This is a genomic window from Pseudomonas sp. TWR1-1-3 (genome assembly GCF_049896805.1).
GTDB lineage: Bacteria > Pseudomonadota > Gammaproteobacteria > Pseudomonadales > Pseudomonadaceae > Aquipseudomonas > Aquipseudomonas bubulae.
In genome coordinates this window covers 1,408,624-1,428,507 of the sequence record NZ_JAFCUZ010000001.1, presented here as the reverse complement: position 1 = coordinate 1,428,507, position 19,884 = coordinate 1,408,624, and the positions used below count along the sequence as shown (strand labels likewise).

23 protein-coding genes, 1 tRNA gene and 4 pseudogenes are annotated in these 19,884 nt (G+C 53.6%); 20 read left to right on the top strand and 8 right to left on the bottom strand.

Annotated elements, in window-relative coordinates; all coding sequences use genetic code 11:
- Positions 1–12: 12 nt before the first annotated feature.
- Positions 13–213 (bottom strand): hypothetical protein, encoded by a 201-nt coding sequence (locus ACP7BE_RS06485; protein WP_095001976.1) that lies wholly within the window; start codon positions 211–213, stop codon positions 13–15.
- A gap of 158 nt (positions 214–371) precedes the next feature.
- On the opposite strand from ACP7BE_RS06485, the gene ACP7BE_RS06480 reads away from it, so the two are divergent.
- Both ACP7BE_RS06480 and ACP7BE_RS06475 read left to right on the top strand, forming a co-directional pair.
- On the top strand, positions 372–677 hold the full coding sequence (locus ACP7BE_RS06480; protein WP_095001975.1) for a hypothetical protein: 306 nt from the start codon (positions 372–374) through the stop codon (positions 675–677).
- Positions 678–836: 159 nt separating this feature from the next.
- Positions 837–1,145, top strand: a complete 309-nt coding sequence (locus ACP7BE_RS06475; RefSeq protein WP_095001974.1) for an I78 family peptidase inhibitor — start codon at positions 837–839, stop codon at positions 1,143–1,145.
- 70 nt (positions 1,146–1,215) lie between these two features.
- Here ACP7BE_RS06475 and ACP7BE_RS06470 read toward each other — a convergent pair whose 3' ends face one another.
- Both ACP7BE_RS06470 and ACP7BE_RS06465 read right to left on the bottom strand, forming a co-directional pair.
- Positions 1,216–1,428, bottom strand: a complete 213-nt coding sequence (locus tag ACP7BE_RS06470) for a cold-shock protein (protein ID WP_003179963.1) — start codon at positions 1,426–1,428, stop codon at positions 1,216–1,218.
- A 294-nt stretch (positions 1,429–1,722) separates the two neighbouring features.
- A complete protein-coding gene (locus ACP7BE_RS06465; protein ID WP_095001973.1) occupies positions 1,723–2,025 on the bottom strand; it encodes a hypothetical protein in 303 nt (100 codons plus the stop codon).
- Between the two features lie 362 nt (positions 2,026–2,387).
- Between ACP7BE_RS06465 and thrS the strand changes: the two genes are divergently transcribed.
- The 9 genes from thrS to ACP7BE_RS06420 all read left to right on the top strand — a co-directional run bounded on the left by thrS (position 2,388) and on the right by ACP7BE_RS06420 (position 9,832).
- Positions 2,388–4,310, top strand: a complete 1,923-nt coding sequence (gene thrS / locus ACP7BE_RS06460) for a threonine--tRNA ligase (RefSeq protein WP_426105209.1) — start codon at positions 2,388–2,390, stop codon at positions 4,308–4,310.
- A complete protein-coding gene (gene infC / locus ACP7BE_RS06455) occupies positions 4,310–4,861 on the top strand; it encodes a translation initiation factor IF-3 (RefSeq protein WP_169916631.1) in 552 nt (183 codons plus the stop codon). The genes thrS and infC overlap by 1 nt, the downstream gene beginning before the upstream one ends.
- 60 nt (positions 4,862–4,921) lie before the next feature.
- Positions 4,922–5,116, top strand: coding sequence for a 50S ribosomal protein L35 (gene rpmI, locus ACP7BE_RS06450; RefSeq protein WP_002553160.1), 195 nt, complete (start codon positions 4,922–4,924; stop codon positions 5,114–5,116).
- A 29-nt stretch (positions 5,117–5,145) separates the two neighbouring features.
- A complete protein-coding gene (gene rplT / locus ACP7BE_RS06445) occupies positions 5,146–5,502 on the top strand; it encodes a 50S ribosomal protein L20 (RefSeq protein ID WP_003442184.1) in 357 nt (118 codons plus the stop codon).
- 109 nt (positions 5,503–5,611) lie between these two features.
- Entirely contained in the window at positions 5,612–6,628 is a 1,017-nt protein-coding gene (gene pheS / locus ACP7BE_RS06440) for a phenylalanine--tRNA ligase subunit alpha (RefSeq protein WP_095001971.1), read from the top strand.
- 26 nt (positions 6,629–6,654) lie between these two features.
- Positions 6,655–9,033 carry a phenylalanine--tRNA ligase subunit beta gene (gene pheT / locus ACP7BE_RS06435; RefSeq protein ID WP_095001970.1) on the top strand — a complete coding sequence of 793 codons (2,379 nt, stop codon included), beginning with the start codon at positions 6,655–6,657 and terminating at the stop codon, positions 9,031–9,033.
- A 3-nt stretch (positions 9,034–9,036) separates the two neighbouring features.
- Positions 9,037–9,339 (top strand): integration host factor subunit alpha, encoded by a 303-nt coding sequence (gene ihfA, locus ACP7BE_RS06430; RefSeq protein WP_002553164.1) that lies wholly within the window; start codon positions 9,037–9,039, stop codon positions 9,337–9,339.
- Complete coding sequence (locus ACP7BE_RS06425) at positions 9,320–9,676, top strand: MerR family transcriptional regulator (RefSeq protein WP_095001969.1); 357 nt, start codon at positions 9,320–9,322, stop codon at positions 9,674–9,676. The genes ihfA and ACP7BE_RS06425 overlap by 20 nt, the downstream gene beginning before the upstream one ends.
- A gap of 79 nt (positions 9,677–9,755) precedes the next feature.
- Positions 9,756–9,832 (top strand) — tRNA-Pro (locus tag ACP7BE_RS06420).
- Between the two features lie 78 nt (positions 9,833–9,910).
- Here ACP7BE_RS06420 and ACP7BE_RS06415 read toward each other — a convergent pair.
- Positions 9,911–10,608: pseudogene (locus ACP7BE_RS06415) on the bottom strand (tyrosine-type recombinase/integrase); the annotation flags it as partial.
- A 192-nt stretch (positions 10,609–10,800) separates the two neighbouring features.
- On the opposite strand from ACP7BE_RS06415, the gene ykgO reads away from it, so the two are divergent.
- Positions 10,801–10,956, top strand: a complete 156-nt coding sequence (gene ykgO, locus ACP7BE_RS06410; RefSeq protein WP_150628180.1) for a type B 50S ribosomal protein L36 — start codon at positions 10,801–10,803, stop codon at positions 10,954–10,956.
- Positions 10,957–10,958: 2 nt separating this feature from the next.
- On the opposite strand, the gene ACP7BE_RS06405 is transcribed toward ykgO, so the two are convergent.
- Together ACP7BE_RS06405 and ACP7BE_RS06400 are read right to left on the bottom strand one after the other, a co-directional pair.
- Entirely contained in the window at positions 10,959–11,408 is a 450-nt protein-coding gene (locus tag ACP7BE_RS06405) for a hypothetical protein (RefSeq protein WP_426105205.1), read from the bottom strand.
- Positions 11,405–11,659: a hypothetical protein gene (locus ACP7BE_RS06400; protein ID WP_426105203.1), complete on the bottom strand. Its 255-nt coding sequence runs from the start codon at positions 11,657–11,659 to the stop codon at positions 11,405–11,407. The genes ACP7BE_RS06405 and ACP7BE_RS06400 overlap by 4 nt, the downstream gene beginning before the upstream one ends.
- Positions 11,660–11,827: 168 nt before the next feature.
- Between ACP7BE_RS06400 and ACP7BE_RS06395 the strand changes: the two genes are divergently transcribed.
- The 6 genes and pseudogenes from ACP7BE_RS06395 (at position 11,828) to ACP7BE_RS06370 (ending at position 15,370) form a co-directional block, all read left to right on the top strand.
- On the top strand, positions 11,828–12,364 hold the full coding sequence (locus tag ACP7BE_RS06395; RefSeq protein WP_426105201.1) for a hypothetical protein: 537 nt from the start codon (positions 11,828–11,830) through the stop codon (positions 12,362–12,364).
- A 698-nt stretch (positions 12,365–13,062) separates the two neighbouring features.
- Positions 13,063–13,317, top strand: coding sequence for an antitoxin (locus ACP7BE_RS06390; RefSeq protein WP_426105199.1), 255 nt, complete (start codon positions 13,063–13,065; stop codon positions 13,315–13,317).
- Positions 13,314–13,628 carry a type II toxin-antitoxin system RelE/ParE family toxin gene (locus ACP7BE_RS06385; RefSeq protein ID WP_426105197.1) on the top strand — a complete coding sequence of 105 codons (315 nt, stop codon included), beginning with the start codon at positions 13,314–13,316 and terminating at the stop codon, positions 13,626–13,628. The genes ACP7BE_RS06390 and ACP7BE_RS06385 overlap by 4 nt, the downstream gene beginning before the upstream one ends.
- A gap of 170 nt (positions 13,629–13,798) precedes the next feature.
- Complete coding sequence (locus ACP7BE_RS06380) at positions 13,799–14,005, top strand: hypothetical protein (RefSeq protein ID WP_138738271.1); 207 nt, start codon at positions 13,799–13,801, stop codon at positions 14,003–14,005.
- Positions 14,006–14,104: 99 nt separating this feature from the next.
- Positions 14,105–14,425, top strand: a pseudogene (locus ACP7BE_RS06375) (lysis protein); the annotation flags it as partial.
- 150 nt (positions 14,426–14,575) lie between these two features.
- A pseudogene (locus ACP7BE_RS06370) lies at positions 14,576–15,370 on the top strand (DNA adenine methylase).
- A gap of 224 nt (positions 15,371–15,594) precedes the next feature.
- On the opposite strand, the gene ACP7BE_RS06365 reads toward ACP7BE_RS06370, so the two are convergent.
- On the bottom strand, positions 15,595–16,179 hold the full coding sequence (locus ACP7BE_RS06365; protein ID WP_426105195.1) for a hypothetical protein: 585 nt from the start codon (positions 16,177–16,179) through the stop codon (positions 15,595–15,597).
- Between the two features lie 243 nt (positions 16,180–16,422).
- Between ACP7BE_RS06365 and ACP7BE_RS06360 the strand changes: the two genes are divergently transcribed.
- On the top strand, positions 16,423–16,683 hold the full coding sequence (locus tag ACP7BE_RS06360; RefSeq protein ID WP_095023647.1) for a hypothetical protein: 261 nt from the start codon (positions 16,423–16,425) through the stop codon (positions 16,681–16,683).
- Between the two features lie 68 nt (positions 16,684–16,751).
- On the opposite strand, the pseudogene ACP7BE_RS06355 reads toward ACP7BE_RS06360, so the two are convergent.
- Positions 16,752–17,898: pseudogene (locus ACP7BE_RS06355) on the bottom strand (IS3 family transposase); the annotation flags it as partial.
- Between the two features lie 352 nt (positions 17,899–18,250).
- On the opposite strand from ACP7BE_RS06355, the gene ACP7BE_RS06350 reads away from it, so the two are divergent.
- The gene (locus ACP7BE_RS06350; protein ID WP_426105193.1) at positions 18,251–19,420 is read left to right on the top strand and encodes a hypothetical protein; all 1,170 of its coding nucleotides are present in this window, start codon (positions 18,251–18,253) and stop codon (positions 19,418–19,420) included.
- Positions 19,421–19,884: the final 464 nt, after the last annotated feature.

Sequence of the window (19,884 nt, the reverse complement as noted above, 5' to 3'; positions counted from 1 at the left end):
GGTTGCGCGCCGTCAGGTCAGCCTGACGGGCTCGGCCGGTTTGTACTTTTCGAACACCTGACTGACGAACGCTCGGGCAGCTTCCGTGCCGAGCTCTTTAACCAAAAGGTCGATGCCGATAATGGCCAGCTCTTCAGGGCTGCCAGGGCTGTATGAGCACTGTCCTTGATGCCACTTGGCCTTGATATCTGCATCGATGCTGACTGTTGTCATGGGGTGCTCATGGGAAGGGGGCGTGAAAAGGCGATTTTAGCAAAAAGTCGTCATTTCGCTATAAATAGACCAAAGTAAATATTGGTTTTTGCCCCCTCAACAGCCCATGACCCCCGCACTGCGTGCCACACTTGCACTTTTTGGGAGCGGTGCAGGCCATGCAAATTGATCTAAACAACCCTGAGGGCTTTACTCTTGGCGCTGTGCGTCAGTTGCTGGCCTCGGCCAGTGATGATGCCCATACACAGTTGCGCGTGACCAAGACGGGTATCGCTTATATTTCTTCGGGTGTGGTGGGCGGTGTCGATATCGACGGTCTGCTTTTCAGGCTGGAGACCTGGGCGGCAGGTTCTGGCTATGTCGGAAAAGTTGCAGCAAGCGATGAGGTCTGGGTCATGCAGATATTCAATGCCCTCAAGGACAACTGGCCTAATCCGCCGTTCGATTACATTGATGTGTACTGACACCTGAACATATTTGGCAATGATTAGGGGTGCACGTTAAAAGTCGGCTCGGGCACACTTGCCGGTGCTGGCAAATCAGAAGGCGCTGAGAGGCGTCATGCAACCTATGTGCGAAAAAGCTGTCGCAAGGGTTCAGACTATTTATCTTAAGGAGGCTTCATGTCTTGGAAGCTAGTGTCATTGGGTTCGTTGTTGGCGGTCTTGGCACTGTCCGGATGCAGCACCGCAAGTTCGGTCAAGGAGCCTGTCGCCGAGGCGGGGCATAGCCGTTGCGATGCTAAATCAGCAGCATTTGCAGTCGGTCAAAAGGCTTCGGCGCAGCTTCTGGAGCAGGCCCGTATCAAGGCTGGTGCGCAGAACGCGCGTATTTTGATGCCGCATGACGTGATGACGCTTGAGTACCGCTCGGACCGTCTCAATCTCAATGCGGACGACGCTGGCATCATTACCCGGGTTAACTGCGGCTAACCTGGCCTGACATTGCGTCAGGCATAAAAAACCCCGTCACATGGACGGGGTTTTTTTGTTCGCGGGAGATTTACTCCGGACGAACCTGTGCAGCTTGCATACCCTTTTGGCCTTTCTCAGCCACGAAGGAAACGGTCTGGCCTTCTTTCAGGCTTTTGAAACCGTCGCTTTCGATAGCTTTGAAGTGTACGAACAGGTCGTCACCGCCACCTTGAGGAGTGATGAAGCCGAAGCCTTTTTCATCGTTGAACCATTTTACGGTGCCGGTTTGGCGATTAGACATGGTGTATCTCCAAGAAACTTATATTTTCAGTAGTACTGTGCTGCTCAGGCCAACTGGGCACACCGAGGTATCATAGTCGAAATGTGCGCTTTGGGAGCCCCCCTGAGCTACAGATTGCTGCAATGTTAACCCTCGTCTGCTCTTTGAAATGCTCAAGACCCCCGGTTTACGGGGGGTTGAGGGCTAAAGGCTGTTAGAAAAAAAGCAGTCGAGAATCAATATTTTTTACGTGCAAAAGCGTTTTTGACTGTTTTTGCTCTCCTCACGGCTCAATTCGAGCCGTGAGGAGGGTGGTTATTTCTTGGCCCGGCAAGCCTGGATGGCGTCCAGAGCCCGGGTGCGAAGCTCTGCGCTAGGCTGGGTTGTCTTGCTCATCAGCTGTGTGATTTCGGCGCTTGTAAACTTCTCGGACAGCTTGTCCGCACCGCATGCGCAATGCTGTTGGGCCGTTTTTGCGTCAACACTTTGGCTGGCTGCCGCTACGCAGTCCTTCATGTAGTCTTTTTTGGCGCCTGCAGGCCAGTTATCGGCCTGGGCGCTCAGGGGTAGCAGCAGCGCCAGGGGGGCTGCGAAGGCGAGTAAGCGGATCGTGCGCATAAGATGCTCCTTGTAGGCATTAAAACCGAGTGTGTATCACTGAGTATGTGAAAGGTAAGTGGAGCTCAAGTTCACCCTTTTGTAAAAAACCCCGTTTTCTCGCGGATGCGGGGAGGGGTGCGCAACAGGCGTATCCATCTGTGCTAGCATGCCGCCCTGGCTATTTCCTGCATTCGCGTGTTCCTTGAACCGTCATGCAGTGCCATTAACCTTTTTGATTTGAACTCCAGTCACTCTGGTTCGGTTTTAGGTTCGCCGCAAGGCTCCTGCCACTGTGAGGCAGGCATACCACCGAATCGCGTACTGGCTCATCCCAACCCACGTGACCTTTGGTAGGGGTCACCACTAGGAGAGGAGGCGCCATGCCAACTATTACTCTTCCCGACGGCAGTCAACGCTCTTTCGATCATCCAGTTTCTGTAGCCGAGGTTGCCGCTTCAATTGGCGCCGGCCTGGCTAAAGCCACCGTGGCCGGCAAGGTCAACGGCAAGCTGGTGGATGCCTGTGATCTGATTGAAAACGATGCCACCTTGCAAATCATCACGCCCAAGGATGAAGAGGGGCTGGAGATCATTCGTCACTCTTGCGCCCACTTGGTCGGTCATGCGGTGAAGCAGCTGTTCCCGACGGCCAAAATGGTCATCGGGCCGGTCATCGACGAAGGCTTTTACTACGATATCGCCTATGAGCGTCCGTTCACCCCGGATGACATGGCTGCTATCGAACAGCGCATGCAGCAACTGATCGAAAAAGACTACGACGTCATCAAGAAAGTGACGCCGCGTGCCGAAGTGATCGAACTGTTTGCTGCCCGTGGTGAAGACTACAAACTGCGCCTGATCGAAGACATGCCGGACGAGCAGGCCATGGGCTTGTACTTCCATGAAGAATACGTCGACATGTGCCGCGGTCCTCACGTGCCGAACACGCGTTTCCTCAAATCGTTCAAGCTGACCAAGCTGTCGGGCGCCTACTGGCGTGGCGATGCCAAGAACGAGCAGTTGCAGCGTATCTATGGCACGGCCTGGGCTGACAAAAAGCAGCTGGCTGCCTACATTCTGCGTATCGAAGAAGCCGAAAAGCGCGATCACCGTAAAATCGGCAAGCGCCTTGGCTTGTTCCACACCCAGGAAGAAGCCCCGGGCATGGTGTTCTGGCACCCGAATGGCTGGACCCTGTACCAGGTACTTGAGCAGTACATGCGCAAAGTACAGCGCGACAATGGCTACCTGGAGATCAAGACTCCTCAGGTCGTTGATCGCAGCCTCTGGGAAAAGTCCGGGCACTGGGCCAACTACGCCGAGAACATGTTCACTACCCAGTCTGAAAGCCGCGACTACGCGATCAAGCCGATGAACTGCCCTTGCCATGTGCAAGTGTTCAACCAGGGCCTGAAAAGCTACCGCGAGCTGCCGCTGCGTCTGGCCGAATTCGGTGCCTGTCACCGTAACGAGCCGTCGGGCGCCCTGCACGGCATCATGCGTGTACGTGGCTTTACCCAGGACGATGCCCACATCTTCTGTACTGAAGAGCAGATGCAGGCCGAGTCGGCAGCTTTTATCAAGCTGACGCTGGATGTCTACGCTGACTTCGGTTTCAAGGACATTGAGCTCAAGCTGTCGACGCGTCCTGAAAAGCGTGTGGGTTCGGATGAACTGTGGGATCGCGCCGAAAGCGCATTGGCTTCAGCCCTTGATAGCGCTGGCCTGGCGTACGATTTGCAACCGGGCGAAGGTGCCTTCTACGGTCCCAAGATTGAATTTTCTCTGAAAGATTGTCTGGGTCGTGTCTGGCAATGTGGTACCCTGCAGCTCGATTTCAACCTGCCGATCCGTCTTGGCGCAGAATATGTGTCCGAAGACAACAGCCGTAAGCACCCGGTTATGCTGCACCGCGCGATCCTTGGATCGTTCGAACGTTTTGTCGGTATCCTGATCGAACATTACGAAGGCGCATTCCCTGCTTGGCTGGCTCCAACCCAGGCAGTGATCATGAATATCACTGACAAACAGGCAGATTTTGCTGCTGAAGTTGAAAAAACTCTCAATCAGAGCGGATTTCGTGCCAAGTCTGACTTGAGAAATGAAAAGATCGGCTTTAAAATCCGCGAGCATACTTTGCTCAAGGTTCCTTATCTCTTGGTTATCGGAGATCGGGAAGTCGAGATGCAGACTGTCGCTGTGCGTACACGTGAAGGTGCTGACCTGGGCTCGATGCCCGTCGCGCAATTCGCTGAATTCCTCGCACAAGCGGTTTCCCGGCGTGGTCGCCATGATTCGGAGTAATTATTATTAAGCGTGAAATGAGACAAGATAAACGAGCTGCACCGAAAGCCCCGATCAACGAGAATATCTCGGCACGCGAGGTTCGGTTAATTGGGGCTGAAGGCGAGCAGCTTGGGATTGTGTCAATTGAAGACGCGCTTCTTAAAGCTGAAGAGGCCAAACTGGACTTGGTGGAAATTTCCGCTGATGCAGTACCCCCAGTTTGCAAGCTGATGGACTACGGCAAATCTATCTTCGAAAAGAAGAAACAGGTTGCTGCTGCAAAGAAAAACCAGAAACAGATTCAGGTTAAAGAAATCAAGTTTCGTCCAGGGACGGAGGAAGGGGATTACCAGGTAAAACTGCGCAACCTGGTACGTTTCCTGAGTGATGGGGACAGGGCCAAGGTATCGTTACGATTCCGCGGCCGTGAGATGGCCCACCAGGAGCTGGGTATGGAACTGTTGAAGCGGGTTGAAGCTGACCTTGCGGAATACGGTACCGTCGAACAGCATCCTAAGATGGAAGGACGCCAGCTGATCATGGTCATCGCCCCGAAAAAGAAGAAGTAATCAATTGGGCACGGCAGGCCTTCTGATTATGTTTATCAACTGAATGCGGAGTATCCGAACATGCCAAAGATGAAGACTAAAAGTGGTGCTGCTAAGCGGTTTCTGAAAACTGCTAACGGTATCAAGCACAAGCACGCTTTCAAGAGCCACATCCTGACCAAAATGTCGACCAAGCGTAAGCGTCAACTGCGCGGTAGCAGCTTGCTGCATCCGTCTGACGTGGCAAAAGTCGAGCGCATGCTGCGCCTTCGTTAATTTTTGGTTAAGACTAGAGGAAGTAACTCATGGCTCGTGTAAAGCGTGGCGTTGTCGCCCGTAAACGTCACAAAAAAATTCTGAAACTGGCTAAAGGCTACTACGGCGCACGCTCACGCGTATTCCGTGTTGCCAAGCAAGCGGTAATCAAGGCAGGCCAATACGCCTACCGTGACCGTCGTCAGAAAAAACGTCAGTTCCGCGCTCTGTGGATCGCTCGTATCAACGCTGGTGCTCGTATTAACGGTCTGTCTTACAGCCGTTTCATCGCCGGCCTGAAAAAAGCTTCCATCGAGATCGACCGTAAGGTTCTGTCTGATCTGGCAGTGAACGAAAAAGCGGCGTTTGCTGCGATTGTCGAGAAAGCTAAAGCCACTCTGGCTTAAGTACCCCCGACAGTCACTTGGGCTTGCCTGTGTAAGCCCGGGTGCTAAACGTCATAAATAGGGGAAGAGCCTTCAAGCTCTTCCCCTATTTTGTATCTGGAGTCTGTACATGGAAAACCTGGATGCGCTGGTCTCTCAAGCACTAGAGGCTGTGCAAAGCGCTGAAGATATCAATGCCCTGGAGCAAATCCGGGTTCAATACCTTGGCAAAAAGGGTGAATTGACTCAGGTGATGAAGACCCTGGGCAATTTGCCAGCAGAAGAGCGTCCGCAAGTCGGTGCCCTCATCAACGTTGCCAAGGAGCGTGTCACAGAGGTTCTCAATGCGCGCAAGGCGTTGTTTGAAGAGGCCGAACTGGCCGCCAAACTGTCTGCCGAGTCCATTGACGTGACCCTGCCTGGCCGTGGCCAGACCTCTGGCGGTCTGCATCCGGTGACCCGGACTCTGGAACGTATCGAACAGTTCTTTACCCATATTGGCTACGGCATCGCCGAAGGCCCTGAGGTTGAAGACGACTATCACAACTTCGAAGCGCTCAACATCCCAGGCCATCACCCGGCCCGGTCGATGCATGACACCTTCTATTTCAATGCCAACATGTTGTTGCGCACCCATACCTCGCCGGTACAGGTCCGCACCATGGAATCCAAGCAGCCGCCGATCCGCATTGTCTGCCCGGGCCGTGTGTACCGTAGCGACTCGGATATCACCCATTCGCCGATGTTTCACCAGGTCGAAGGCCTGCTGATCGATCGCGATATCAACTTCGCTGACCTGAAAGGGACCATCGAAGAGTTCCTGCGGGTGTTCTTCGAAAAAGAACTGGCCGTGCGTTTCCGTCCGTCCTACTTCCCGTTCACCGAGCCTTCCGCTGAAGTGGATATGGAATGCGTGATGTGCAGCGGTAAAGGCTGTCGTGTCTGCAAGCAGACTGGCTGGCTGGAAGTCATGGGCTGCGGCATGGTTCATCCGAACGTGCTGCGCATGTCCGGGATCGACCCGGAAGAGTTCTCGGGCTTTGCCTTCGGCATGGGCGTTGAGCGTCTGGCCATGCTGCGTTACGGCGTGAACGACTTGCGTCTGTTCTTCGACAACGACTTGCGGTTCCTCGCGCAATTTCGCTAGTCGTAACGAATTCTTAGGAGAGCAGGATGAAATTCAGTGAACAATGGCTGCGTGGTTGGGTAAACCCGCAGGTAGGTCGCGACGAGCTGGTTGCTCGTCTGTCGATGGCCGGTCTTGAGGTCGACAGCGTTACGCCGGCCGCCGGTGTATTCAGTGGCGTGGTTGTGGGCGAGGTGCTGAGCACCGAGCAACACCCTGATGCTGACAAGCTTCGTGTTTGCCAGGTCAGCAATGGTGCCGAGACTTTTCAGGTAGTGTGTGGTGCGCCCAACGTGCGCCCTGGCTTGAAAATCCCGTTCGCCATGATCGGTGCCGAACTGCCGGGTGACTTCAAAATCAAAAAGGCCAAGCTGCGTGGCGTTGAGTCCAACGGCATGCTGTGCTCGCAAGCAGAACTGCAAGTGGGCGAGGGCAATGACGGCCTGATGGAGTTGCCGGCCGATGCACCGGTGGGCGAGGACATCCGCGTCTATCTGGGTCTTGAAGACGCCAGCATCGAAGTCGACCTTACGCCGAACCGTGGCGACTGCCTGTCGCTGGCAGGTCTGGCGCGTGAAGTGGGCGCTCTGTATAACGCCCAGGTGACTCGCCCGGTGGTTGCGCCAGTTGCTGCGGTACACGAGGAAGTGCGTCCGGTTGAAGTGCTGGCACCTGCTGCTTGCCCGCGCTACCTGGGCCGTGTGATCCGCAATGTCGACCTGTCCCGGCCAACGCCGCTGTGGATGGTTGAGCGCCTGCGTCGCGCTGACGTGCGCAGCATCGATGCCGCTGTCGACATTACCAACTATGTCATGCTGGAACTGGGTCAGCCGTTGCACGCGTTCGACCTTGCCGAGATCAATGGCGGCATTCGTGTACGCATGGCTGAAGAAGGCGAGAAGCTGGTACTGCTCGACGGCCAGGAAGTCACCTTGCGCAGCGACACGCTGGTGATTGCAGACCATACCCGCGCTTTGGCCATTGCCGGCGTAATGGGTGGCGAGCACAGCGGTGTGACCGACAAGACCCGCGACATATTCCTTGAAAGCGCTTTCTTTGATCAGATCGCCGTCGCTGGCAAGGCCCGCTCCTACGGCCTGCACACCGATGCTTCGCACCGCTACGAGCGTGGCGTGGACTGGAAACTGGCCCGTGAAGCCATGGAGCGCGCCACTGGCCTGCTGCTGGAAATCACTGGCGGCGAAGCTGGCCCGATCGTTGAAACCGTCAGCGAGCAGTATCTGCCATCGATTGCACCGATCACCTTGCGTGCAGCGCGTATCAGCCAGATGCTCGGCATGGAAATGGACGCGGCGGAAGTTGAGCGTCTGCTCAGCGCCCTGGGCCTGACCATCACCGCTGAAGGGGCAGGGCAATGGCGCGTAGAAGTGCCAAGCCATCGCTTCGATATCAGCCTGGAAGTTGACCTGATCGAAGAACTGGCGCGCCTGTACGGTTATAACCGCCTGCCGGTCCGTTACCCGCAGGCCCGTCTGGCACCGCAAGCCAAAGCAGAGGCGCGTAGCGACCTGCCGGAGTTGCGTCGTTTGCTGGTTGCTCGTGGTTATCAGGAAGCAATCACCTACAGCTTTATCGACCCGAAACAGTTCGAACTGTTTAGCCCGGGTGTTGAACCGCTGTTGCTGGCCAATCCGATTTCCAACGACATGGCTGCCATGCGTGCCTCGTTGTGGCCCGGCCTGGTCAAGTCGTTGCAGCACAACCTGAACCGTCAGCAAGATCGCGTTCGCCTGTTTGAAAGCGGCCTGCGTTTTGTTGGCCAGCTTGAGGGTCTGAAACAAGAGCCGATGCTGGCGGGTGTTGTTTGCGGCAGTCGTTTGCCTGAAGGCTGGGCTCAAGGTCGTGATGTTGTCGACTTCTTCGACGTCAAGGCTGATGTAGAAGCGGTGCTGGGTTTTGCCGGTGCCCTTGACGCGTTTACCTTCGTGCCGGGCAAACATCCTGCTCTGCATCCGGGCCAGACTGCACGTATCGAGCGTGACGGTCGCGAAGTTGGCTATGTCGGTGCCATCCACCCTGAGCTTTCAAAAAACCTTGGTCTTGACCGTCCAGTGTTTGTTTTTGAACTGGTTCTGGCAGAAGTGGCGGCAGGTAAAATGCCGAAATTCCATGAGTTATCGCGCTTTCCTGAAGTGCGTCGTGACCTGGCGTTGTTGGCCGATCGTGACGTTGCAGCCAGTGCTGTGCTGGATGTAATTCGTGAAAATGCAGGCGAATGGCTGACAGACCTAAGGTTATTTGATGTTTACCAGGGTAAAGGCATTGATCCGCATAGAAAAAGCCTTGCAGTTGGCTTGACCTGGCAGCATCCATCGCGCACTCTTAATGACGATGAGGTGAACGCCGCAACGCAAAATATCCTCACCTCGCTTGAACAAAGGTTGAACGCCACGCTAAGGAAGTGACGTATGGGGGCTCTGACAAAAGCTGAGATGGCGGAACGTCTTTATGAAGAGTTGGGCCTGAATAAACGCGAGGCCAAAGAATTGGTCGAGCTGTTTTTTGAAGAAATCAGGCACGCTCTTGAAGACAACGAGCAGGTCAAACTGTCAGGTTTTGGCAATTTTGATCTGCGTGACAAGCGACAGCGGCCTGGCCGCAATCCGAAAACGGGAGAAGAAATCCCGATCACGGCTCGCCGTGTAGTCACTTTTCGTCCAGGGCAGAAGTTGAAGGCCCGAGTAGAGGCTTATGCTGGAACCAAGTCATAACGACGAGCTCCCGCCGATCCCAGGCAAACGCTACTTCGCCATAGGCGAAGTCAGCGAGCTGTGCGGTGTAAAGCCGCATGTGCTGCGCTACTGGGAGCAAGAATTCCCTCAGCTCAACCCCGTAAAACGTCGCGGAAACCGCCGGTATTATCAGCGCCAGGATGTGCTGATGATCCGGCAGATTCGTGCGCTGCTTTATGACCAGGGTTTCACCATTGGAGGTGCGCGCTTGCGGCTTTCCGGTGATGAAGCCAAAGATGACACCACGCAATACAAGCAGCTGATCCGCCAAACGATCTCCGAATTGGAGGATGTCTTGCTGGTACTGAAGAAATAACCGAGGCATTTAAAATACTTTCGTATTTCAAAAGCTTAAGGTATATTTCTCAACGTTCTAGCAAGTTGTAACGCCTAGTCGGGGCGTAGCGCAGTCCGGTAGCGCACTAGCATGGGGTGCTAGGGGTCGAGTGTTCGAATCACTCCGTCCCGACCATATTTTTCAATGACTTAGCCCAATCTGTGAAGGTTGGGCTTTTTCATGTGCGTGACTTTTGCGTGACTTCTCCACATTTCACGCCTGCCTTCTCTTCAGAATCGTCAGCACCGTCCCACGCGAGTCAGTGGCTGACACCTTATTTGCAGCTTCTATCAGCTGCCCCAGCTCGGCGCCGGAGTAGTGACTGGTGATGCTACCGTTCTTGTGGCCGAGCAATGCCTTGCGGTCTTCCTCGGTTACAGCTGCTGCTCGTAGTCGTCGACCAAACGTGTGCTTCAAATCGTGAATCCGGATAGACAAGTAGCCAGGGTGAGCGGGGCGAAGGTTTTTCTCCTGCCAGAGTTTCGCCGCTCTCACTCGCGCTTTCTTCCAGGCTGAATCGTTCATTCGGTGCATCGCGGTCCCGTTGTAAGGAAATACCCATTCCTTGCTGATACCGCGCTGCTTATCAATGATCGACTTGGCCACGTTGTTGAGCACCACTAAGCGCTCATCGCCGTTCTTCACGCCCGAGCGTTCATTTCGCCCGCCAAAATCGGCGGGTATCAGAATTACACTGGTGCCCAGTTCCGCTACCGCAATTTCCCAATCCCATTTCAACTTGCACACCTCCTGCTCGCGACAGCCCGTGTTCACCTTGAACAAGGCCATCGTCTGCAAGTGGGCGGGCAACTCCCCAAAAAGAATCGACTGCTCTTCCCAGGACATGGGTTAGGGCTTGCGGCTCGATTTCTTCTCTTCCAGTTTTTCAGCATGGGCACGCTGTCCAGCCAAAGCAGCTTTTGTGCACCGGGTGTCGGTCTTATCGACTTGATCCCAGATCCGCATATTCATGGACACGACAAAATCCTTGCCGCGATCTACGCAGCATCAAGAAGGGGTAGGGGAAATATGAGTTGCTAAACATTCTCATTCGCATTTAAGATATGTTATTACGTTTCAACTCACCGCAAGGAGCCTCACCGATGAAAGTGCTGTCCTCACTCAAAGAAGCGAAAAATCGTCATCGTGACTGCCAGATCGTTATGCGCCGCGGCCGTATTTATGTGATCTGCAAAACCAATCCGAAATTCAAGGCTCGGCAGGGCGGAGCGAAGAACAAGAACAAAGGCAAGGGCTGACCTTACGCAGCGTCGGCTTTGCGTTGATCCGCCCGGTCGGCGGCAAGGTCTGTCGCCAGTTCCTCGGCGCGGGCCAGGCCGTACTCATTGGCTCGGGGACGAATCAGTGACTCGGCAAGATCATGCAGGGCTGTAGGGTGTTGCCTGGACTTGGCTGGGCCCAGAGCCGAGCAGGCCAGGTCGTAGACTTTGCCGTGTATGCAGCGCCAGTCGACAATGATTTCGCAAATCATCTGCTCGATCGGGTATTCGCGGTTGTCGGTCAGCAGAGGGGCGATGTGTTCTTGTGCGCCGAGGTGTTCGGCCAGTGCTTCGTATAGTGATTGTGGTGTCACCAATGTCACCTGTTTACCGAAAGATCGCGGCGCCGTGACGGTGTCGCCGCAGATCAGGCTGTTGATGGCATCGTAAAGCAAGTCCGGGCCTTCGACGGTATCCAGAAAGTCAGTCATGGCAGCGACTCCTGTTCGAGTTTACGTGCGAAAGCACAGGCATCGTTATGCTCGCGGCGAAAGCCTTTCACCTTGCCGGTACCGGTATCGACGATGTGGAAGAACTCGCCACTCTCTGGCACTACCCGGTAGCGCGGGGCGTTCTTCGGTGGGGTGGAGCCGGCAAGCCCGAGGCGAAGCGCGACGGACATATTGCGGCGCTGGTTTATTGCGAGCGCTACATCATAGTAAGCGCGTTGACTTGGGGTCATGGTCGCCTCCAGAGCTGTGGATTATTCATCTTCACTTCTTTCGCTGACATTCATGGGGGTGAAATGAGTTTTTGAAGTTGGCTAGGATTGAGTATTTATGCGCTGAAATTTAATGAACCCTTTGAAGGGGAGCGCTTCTAAAGTCATTCAGTCCATCGGAGGCGTGCTGTGACTAAGATCATTACTGAGGAAATCCGGCTTCATCAGGAGTCGCCCTCAGACGTTTTTCTATTTGGCACTCCTAAAGATCGTCTAGATTTCTATCGGAGAGAAATTCACTATGAAACAAGTTTGCTCTCGAATAGAACGAACGCATATTTAACGGCCCAATCGTTCTTGGTTATTGCGTTTGCCTCTTCAATGGCGAACCTCAATCCCAGAGGGGGCGAGCTTTTTACCTTGGTTGTACCAACCTTGATGGCCATCCTAGGAATATTTAGCTCATTGCATGCCTGGCCTGGGTTTAGGGCCTCGTATGTCATCATTGATCATTGGCATTTCAAACAAAGTCACTTATTGCGAAGTGACCCGGTTATGGGGGAGGCCTATGATGACTCACCCTTATTTAACGAAAAAGAATCGAGTCAGCAGGGGTATCGCAAATCGCTAATGTTCTCTATGAGGACACCATGGCTATTTGTAATTTTTTGGGCGCTGCTTGCAGGTTTTTGTATTTATGTTCAGCTCACTAATTCTAGTCCGTGAGCCTGGTAAACCTTTTCTATGATGGCTGACATTTCACCGTAGATTTTCCACAGCTTTCATTCCCTCCAACCTGCTCAGCAAGCGGCCTGCAGTGATGCTTTCCGTTCAGGCTGCGCTATGCGTCTCGCGCTCTGCCTGAATGCGCAGGTAAATTTCCTCCCGGTGACCCACCGCGTGTGGCCAGTCAGAAGATTAACTTTGTAACGCGGGAGCTATACGGCAAGGCAGCAGCGCTTAAAAGCGCAGCGTTTGCAGATGTTGTGGGTTCCGTGGCGAGCAGAGCGATTATTGATCAAGGGACGAATGCCAGCGGCAGCTTTATAAAGTTTGCAGATGGCATGTTGATTACATGGGGTATAGGCATCATCAGTTATGGCGCAGGGGGTGATCTTCGCGCAGGACGCGGTTGGCGCCTTTGATTGCTGTCGAAGTTCAGTGGATCGAGCAGGAGCGTAAGTTTGTGGATGAGCAGTTGGAGGCCATCGAGGATGGCGAGCAGGTGCGGGTACGGAGCGCTTGTGGCGCGACTACCGTACTCAGATTCGAGCCTGGAAGCTGGATGCAGAGGGCTATCCAGATTCAAACATGCGGCCATTACGCCCAAGCTAGCCTGGGAGAAGTCCCGGTCGTCCAGTCGATGGCCCACATTCCCACATTTGTGCGAAGATCAGGGCGTAGATCACGTATGGAGTTGCCACATGAGCCGCCTGACCATCGACATATCCGAGCAGCAGCATCAGAGCCTGAAAGCGTTGGCCGCCTTGCAGGGCAAGACGATCAAGCAATACGCCATCGAGCGCCTGTTTCCGGGCAATGTCGACAATGATCCGGCATGGCAAGAGCTCAGAGGCGTACTGACCGCCCGCATCAATGATGGCCTGGCGGGCAAGGTTTCAGACAGGAGCATTGGTGACATCCTCGGCGAAGAACTGTCCGGGGAAAATCGGCTTTGAGCGGTGCTTACGTTCTTACGCTTGAGGCTGAAGCCGACTTGCGCGGGATCATCCGCTACACGCGCCAACAGTGGAGTGACCAGCAGGTGCGTGTGTATATCGGCAGACTGGAACGCGGGATCGCGCGCCTTGCCGCCATTCAAGGCGCTTACAGGGACATGAGCGACCTCTACCCGACGTTGCTGATAGCTCACTGCGAACACCATTACGCATTTGCCCTGCCGCGTGAAGGTGGACCTGCTTTGATCGTGGCGATATTGCATGAGCGCATAGACCTGATGACGCGACTGGCCGAACGGCTGAGCAAGTGATGTCTTGCTGAAATGAAACTGCAGTACCGACCCCCGCCAAGTGCGGGATTTTTTTGTCTCGAGATAGGCATACCTTCCAGCGAAGCAAGACTTGAGCCCATGTCGTTGGAAATGATGGCATAAAGCCTGCTACAGTCGGCGCCGAAATTATCCAGGTAAGGAAGTACCAAGTGAAGGGCATCCAGTTTTTGGCTGTAGTCGGCGCGGCATTGTTGATGAATGGCTGCGTGGTGCAGAGCACCTATAGCAAGACTATTTCAGTGACGAAAGATGCCAACGGCAAGATCATCCAAACGGTTGAAAGCGAAACTGTGGTTCAGCCAGCCAATGGCTATCCAATGCGCCTGGAGAAAATCAAAGGTATCCAGCCACAGTAAATACCTGCACCGATTCAAAGAAACCCGCCGAGTGCGGGTTTTTTATTATCTAAAGAAACTCATGCCCATCACAGCGCGGCAACTGCTGCTGATCCTCCCGAAACCGAACGCACCGATCTGGCCAATGCCAACTCTGCGCAAATCCTGGCAGAGCAGGGCAAGCGCCTCGCCCTGGAGCAATGGCTGGCAGCCAGTGACCAATCCCATTACCGAGCCCTGACCGATGAGAAAACCAAACAGGCACGCCTGCGTGATCGCCTTTCCACTGCCGGCGGCGGCGTGGTTTATGGCGCCCATAGAGCCCAATTTGGCCCAGCGCATGCTCAACGAATTATCGGAACCACCAGCGACGGCGATCAAGGACTGATCGCGCTGCAGGCCTGTCAGGCCTATGCCAAAGAAGTATCAGGCACAAAGTAAAAGGAGCGGCCGAAACTGGATGCATCAACATCCAACCCGGCCACCAAACCCGCAGATTAGCCCTGCAAGCCCAGTCAAGGCTCCTGCTTCGTGCACAAAGCGGAGCGAGCCTAAAACCTGTTTATCCATACAGCAAAGGTCTTGCACATCATGTCTTCACCCATCATCCCTTGGATGGGCGGCAAACGCCGCCTGGCCGACCGTCTTATCCCACTGTTCCCGCCCCATGAATGCTACGTTGAGTCTTCGCCGGTGGCGGGGCGCTTTACTTCCTGCGCCCACAACCTGTTCCGGTTGAAGTACTTAACGATATCAACGGCGACCTGGTGACCCTGTACCGCGTGGTGCAGAACCACCTGGAAGAATTCGTGCGTCAATTCAAGTGGGCTCTCAGCTTACGGCAGATATTCGAGTGGCAAAAAAATGACCCGCCCGGAAACCCTGACCGACATCCAGCGCGCTGCACGGTTCTTCTACCTGCAGCACCATGCCTTTGGTGGTAAGGTTTCAGGGCAGAGCTTCGGTACCGCAACAACAGCTCCAGCAATCAACCTGCTTCGAATTGAAGAAAACCTGTCTGCAGCCTGGCAGCGCCTGGCCGGCACCTACGTCGAAAACCTACCCTGGCTTGAGTGCGCAGAGCGCTACGACCGGCCGCACACCTTCCATTACATGGACCCACCTTACTGGCAGACCGCTGGCTACGGCGTCGACTTCCCGTTTGAAAACTACGAGCGCATGGCTGATTTTATGCGTCGCTGCAAAGGTAAGGTGATGGTCAGCATCAACGACCATCCGGACATTCGGCGAGTGTTTGAGGGGTTTCATTTTGAGACAACCGAGATCAGGTACACCACCACGAATCAGCGGCAGGGGAAGGCTGAGGTGACGGGAGAGTTGATTGTGATGAATTGGGAGCAGGAGGCTTTGGGGGGGCTATTTTAGTAAAGCTTTAGGGTGGTTGGCTGTAACCGCCCTAAAGCTACTATTTCCCTAAATCTGCAATCGCCTAGGATTGAACCAACTCTAACGTCGTGCTTGTCCGAAAAACCAACGCTCACTCAAAATTGATCGATGCCCTGATCAGAGAGGCTCTCGCCAATATCTTGCCGACTTCTATAGATTTTATTGATCGGCTAGTAGAAAATTTAATTTTTACATGACCGTGATCAAATATATTTTCCGGTCTGATTGTCCCGAGTTCTGATGCACTTAATCATATTGGGCGAAATTGTTCCATCATAGAGGAACCAGCCAGGGTCGGAGATGGCACCTGAATATTGAACATCTCGTACTTCCTTATCATATTTCTTGGTTGCTATATGAACATGACCTAATGGATACCGAGTGCTGACCAGAATAGCTGCTTTGAAAAGGTTTTTATGTATTTTCGAGTAGTTCATCTGCGTCAGTATTAGATTAATAAAGCTGTTGTAGTCCAATAAATTTGGATCTGTATCGCTAATGTCCAGCTCTACAACTACCTCTGTCTGGTCGAATAGTTGCAACTGTCTATTGGGCGATTGACCTGTGATCAGTTGAGGATAAACGCTGGCCATGAATTGGAACTCTGGAGAGGTCTGTTCGTAAAGCAATTGTCCGGTTATCAATCCATGTCCGCTCGGGTCAAGCCTTGATGTTAGGGAGACAAGCTTCGGTTTGCCGTTCTCTTGACATGGAACCTTACCAGGGAGAATTCCGTTTTTGAGAATGTCGTTGATAGCACCAGCACGGGTGAAATGATAAAGCAGCATGTTCGATTATTGTCCTTGTGGAGATGCTACAGACAATATCACACACGCAAAAAAACAGGCATCTGCAATGCTAAATTAGGATTGTAGTGCTTCGCTTATGGAACGACGTTATGGTAGCAAGGGCGCCCGGACAGTAGGAATACGATCTTGGGAAAATCGGAAAGCCCCAGCGAGAATTCAACCATAACGTCTATTGCTCGACACATATGATACGCTCGGGTTTACCGGCATAGGAGGTGCAAGATGAACTACAAGGGTAAGGCTGATTTAACGCTCCATTGCTTATATAGCAATCCCAGAAGAATGGTCATCCTGCCAGATAGAGACGTAGAGATCGAGAGCTGTGATAGCGGCACCAAAATCTCTGTTGAACTTGGTGAGTCAGGGCTTACGGTAGATGAAATTGACGTCTCTGTATCCGGAAATATTCACCGGTTCTTAGTCGACACAACCATCAATGCCAATCGCCAGTACACGCTCCACTGTTCCCCTCTTGCTGTTTGATAAGCTCTAGCAGTCTGTAGGACAGGAGGAGTCTCGTAGAACCTCACTGAATCGCCCCGGGTTCTTTAGACACTCTCCAAGCTCGCTGCGTAACGTTTTCAAACTCTACCGGGGACAGCTGGTTGTTGAAACCATGACGACGTTTTGCGTTGTAAAACATCTCGATGTAATCGAATACATCACCACGAGCATCTTCCCGTGTGATGTAGATTTTTCGCTTGATCCGTTCTCGCTTCAAAAGCTGGAAAAAACTTTCTGCCACAGCATTATCGTGGCAGTTACCTCGACGACTCATGCTGGCAACCAAATTGTTCGCCTTCAAGAAACTACGCCAATCGGAGCTGCTGTACTGGCTGCCTTGGTCGCTGTGAACCATCACCTCTTGTTTTGGTTTACGCCTCCAAACGGCCATCAATAATGCATCAATGGCCAAATCGCTTGTCATCTGCGGTTTCATTGACCAGCCAACTACTTGGCGAGAAAACAAGTCCAGTACCACTGCCAAATACAACCAGCCTTCGTACGTGCGGATTTAGGTGATGTCAGTGACCCAAACAGTGTTGGGTTCCACCACATCAAACTGACGCTTCAATAAGTTGGGTGAGGCCACCGCAGCTTTACCTCCGTACTTCCCTGGACGTCGGCGGTACCCTGTCTGAGAGCGCAGACCTTCAATACGTATCAATCTGGCAACCCGATGGCGACCGCAAGCCTCACCGATTTCACGCAGGTCATCATGGATTTTGCGATAGCCATAAACGCCGCCGCTCTCTAGCCATGAATGTTTTATCAGCCCCAACAGGCGCTGATCGTCTTTGGCGCGCGCAGATTGCGGTTCGGATAACCAAGCGTAGTAGCCACTGGGGTGGATTTTGAGCGTCAGGCAAAGCCGTCGAACGGAGTAGTCGGCAGCCTGCTGCTTGATAAAGGCGTACTTCAACCGCACTCCTTGGCAAAGTACGCGGCGGCCTTTTTTAATATGTCTCGCTCTTCAGTGACCCGCTTGAGCTCCGCCCTAAGACGTCGAAGTTCAGCCTGCTGATCATCGCCTTGCTGTCGTTCTTCCTGTGGCTTGCTGTAGCGCTTTACCCACGCATAAAGGCTGTGAGTCGATACACCGAGACGTGCTGCCACATCAGCGACAGGCAGCTTCTTTTCGATCACTTGATTGACTGCTTGGATTTTGAATTCTTCGGGATAACGTGGGTTGCTCATGGCACCTCCTGATTGGCCTCATTTTAAGGCAAAGAGGTGTCTAGGAAACCCGGGGCGATTCAGTTCGTGAGATCGGTAACAGGGTTGTCAAGGTCCAGAAAAAGCGTAGAGATAATCTTTTCGGTGAAAAGGCTCCCGCGTCGATAATGTTGAGTATCGAATAGGCCTTGCTAAAGACCGGCTCTATGAATTAGAACTACTCCGATGATCTAAGAGACTAAGCCCTCCGTAATGCTTTACGACGGAGGGCTGTTGCTGAGTGACTAGTCTCCACGCCTGTGTTTATGTGTAAAAGTCTCGACTTGCTCCTTTTGGCCGACAACTGCCTTCCACCAACGTCAGCTTTGGATCGATGATTGTGCCCAGCCGCCTGCAGCAGTCGGGGGACAAGCACTATCACGGTATTATTATCCAGCAGAAGGAAACTGCCATGCCACACACTCAGATGCCGCAGTTGTTCAATATCGATTTGTTGCTAGAGGAGCTTCGGGACGAAGTGGTCACTGGCGAAACCCTGGATCTATTTGTTGCGTCACTCGCCTTTAAGAACTTCGACGGCTTTGCCCGGCGACTACCATTCGTGCTTGAAAGCGTGACCTATAAAGCCGTGACTTGGCAGACGTTGGTGGACGCTGCCCCCGCGAAGTTCAGGATCCGCCAGACCCAAGAAGAGGTGCTGGTCTTTGCACAGACCGAACATTGCGGCTGCGTGCGAACCTATCGATATCGGCATGCACAGGGCATCGGCGAACATGATTCGGCAGACATGGGTTGGTGCGCTGTGTCGACACCTGAGACGTTTTACGCACAACTCGACACGCCGGCGGCTGCGGCTGTGTTCCATGCCTGGCAGGCCTGGATGACCCGCGCGACGGCAGAACAGGCCGCGATGGCTGAAGGACGCTTTGAGAACACCGCAGTCTCCCGATCGATAATTTTTACTGGAGTGGGCAGTTGTCTGGCTTGTAAGGCGCCTTCCGTCGCCAGTGCACGCACTACGTTGAGCAGCGCCACCGACAATGGTCTGCTGATTCAATTGCCGTTATGTGCTCAACACCTGCAGGCCGCCCAAGAGTATCCGTGTGTCGCGCTCTTTCTAGAAACGTTATTCTCGATCTCGCTTGGACTGCCGGAGGTCGAGCGAAGGGAGGCGATCCCGGATGAGCTGATCGCATCATTGCACGCCATGGTCGCCGAGGCCTTGGGCGGCACGGTTGGTACTGCGCTGAAACGAAAGCGCGGCTGGCACCTGCGCATTGCTCTATCGGATGGTTGGCATTGGTTGCTGCGCCTGCATACACTAATGGACTATGCGTACATGTTGTACCCGCCAGGTGCAAGCAAGGAGATCTACCGTGCCGACTCGGCGCCCGATCATCCTGACTTGCCATTTTTTCCCGATCATGAACATGAGCGGCCCTCGAAAAAAAACGAGGAGATCGCACCAAGCTTTCTTTACGGCAACCCGTTGTTGGATCTGAAACGCTTGCAGCGCGTAGAAAAGGATCTACGTCGTGCCTGACGGCACCGGGACTATGTCGGAACTCGGGGAAATAATGAGGGCTATCGGTTGGGCTTGCTGTCTAGAAGGTTCGGGGCAATTCAGTTTGCGCTGGCCTGCTTAATCTGGTCAGGTTTTAATTCGGCAGGTACGTCGGCGATACAGGATGCGTCGAATTCACACATAGCTGATTTGTATATGGCACCGATTTCCAGCAGTGCAGCAGCGGAGCTGTGAATCGACTCAAATACGTCACTCTTGTATGTATTAACCATCACAGATCTCCACCAATTCTTTGTCCTCAAAGCGTTGTTACCTATGCTTGGCTCACCAACCCACTCCTAAGCAACCCTTCAAAAAAAGCCGTCTCGGCTGCTGAAGATTGCGGGTATTTCGTAAACCAAACCTCCAGCACAGCCCGCAACTGAACTTCAAAATCCCGACGTTCCACCGCCCGCACCAACACCTCCTGCAACTGCTCAACC

What these genes read in the sequence shown, in the direction of transcription:
- ihfA (WP_002553164.1), top strand. Translation starts at nt 9,037, where the DNA reads ATGGGGGCTCTGACAAAAGCTGAGATGGCGGAACGTCTTTATGAAGAG.
- ykgO (WP_150628180.1), top strand. Translation starts at nt 10,801, where the DNA reads ATGAAAGTGCTGTCCTCACTCAAAGAAGCGAAAAATCGTCATCGTGAC.
- ACP7BE_RS06465 (WP_095001973.1), bottom strand. Translation starts at nt 2,025, where the DNA reads ATGCGCACGATCCGCTTACTCGCCTTCGCAGCCCCCCTGGCGCTGCTG.
- ACP7BE_RS06425 (WP_095001969.1), top strand. Translation starts at nt 9,320, where the DNA reads ATGCTGGAACCAAGTCATAACGACGAGCTCCCGCCGATCCCAGGCAAA.
- ACP7BE_RS06390 (WP_426105199.1), top strand. Translation starts at nt 13,063, where the DNA reads ATGAGCCGCCTGACCATCGACATATCCGAGCAGCAGCATCAGAGCCTG.
- pheS (WP_095001971.1), top strand. Translation starts at nt 5,612, where the DNA reads ATGGAAAACCTGGATGCGCTGGTCTCTCAAGCACTAGAGGCTGTGCAA.
- pheT (WP_095001970.1), top strand. Translation starts at nt 6,655, where the DNA reads ATGAAATTCAGTGAACAATGGCTGCGTGGTTGGGTAAACCCGCAGGTA.
- ACP7BE_RS06365 (WP_426105195.1), bottom strand. Translation starts at nt 16,179, where the DNA reads ATGCTGCTTTATCATTTCACCCGTGCTGGTGCTATCAACGACATTCTC.
- ACP7BE_RS06360 (WP_095023647.1), top strand. Translation starts at nt 16,423, where the DNA reads ATGAACTACAAGGGTAAGGCTGATTTAACGCTCCATTGCTTATATAGC.
- ACP7BE_RS06485 (WP_095001976.1), bottom strand. Translation starts at nt 213, where the DNA reads ATGACAACAGTCAGCATCGATGCAGATATCAAGGCCAAGTGGCATCAA.
- ACP7BE_RS06470 (WP_003179963.1), bottom strand. Translation starts at nt 1,428, where the DNA reads ATGTCTAATCGCCAAACCGGCACCGTAAAATGGTTCAACGATGAAAAA.
- thrS (WP_426105209.1), top strand. Translation starts at nt 2,388, where the DNA reads ATGCCAACTATTACTCTTCCCGACGGCAGTCAACGCTCTTTCGATCAT.
- ACP7BE_RS06405 (WP_426105205.1), bottom strand. Translation starts at nt 11,408, where the DNA reads ATGACTGACTTTCTGGATACCGTCGAAGGCCCGGACTTGCTTTACGAT.
- rpmI (WP_002553160.1), top strand. Translation starts at nt 4,922, where the DNA reads ATGCCAAAGATGAAGACTAAAAGTGGTGCTGCTAAGCGGTTTCTGAAA.
- ACP7BE_RS06480 (WP_095001975.1), top strand. Translation starts at nt 372, where the DNA reads ATGCAAATTGATCTAAACAACCCTGAGGGCTTTACTCTTGGCGCTGTG.
- ACP7BE_RS06350 (WP_426105193.1), top strand. Translation starts at nt 18,251, where the DNA reads ATGATTGTGCCCAGCCGCCTGCAGCAGTCGGGGGACAAGCACTATCAC.
- ACP7BE_RS06400 (WP_426105203.1), bottom strand. Translation starts at nt 11,659, where the DNA reads ATGACCCCAAGTCAACGCGCTTACTATGATGTAGCGCTCGCAATAAAC.
- rplT (WP_003442184.1), top strand. Translation starts at nt 5,146, where the DNA reads ATGGCTCGTGTAAAGCGTGGCGTTGTCGCCCGTAAACGTCACAAAAAA.
- ACP7BE_RS06475 (WP_095001974.1), top strand. Translation starts at nt 837, where the DNA reads ATGTCTTGGAAGCTAGTGTCATTGGGTTCGTTGTTGGCGGTCTTGGCA.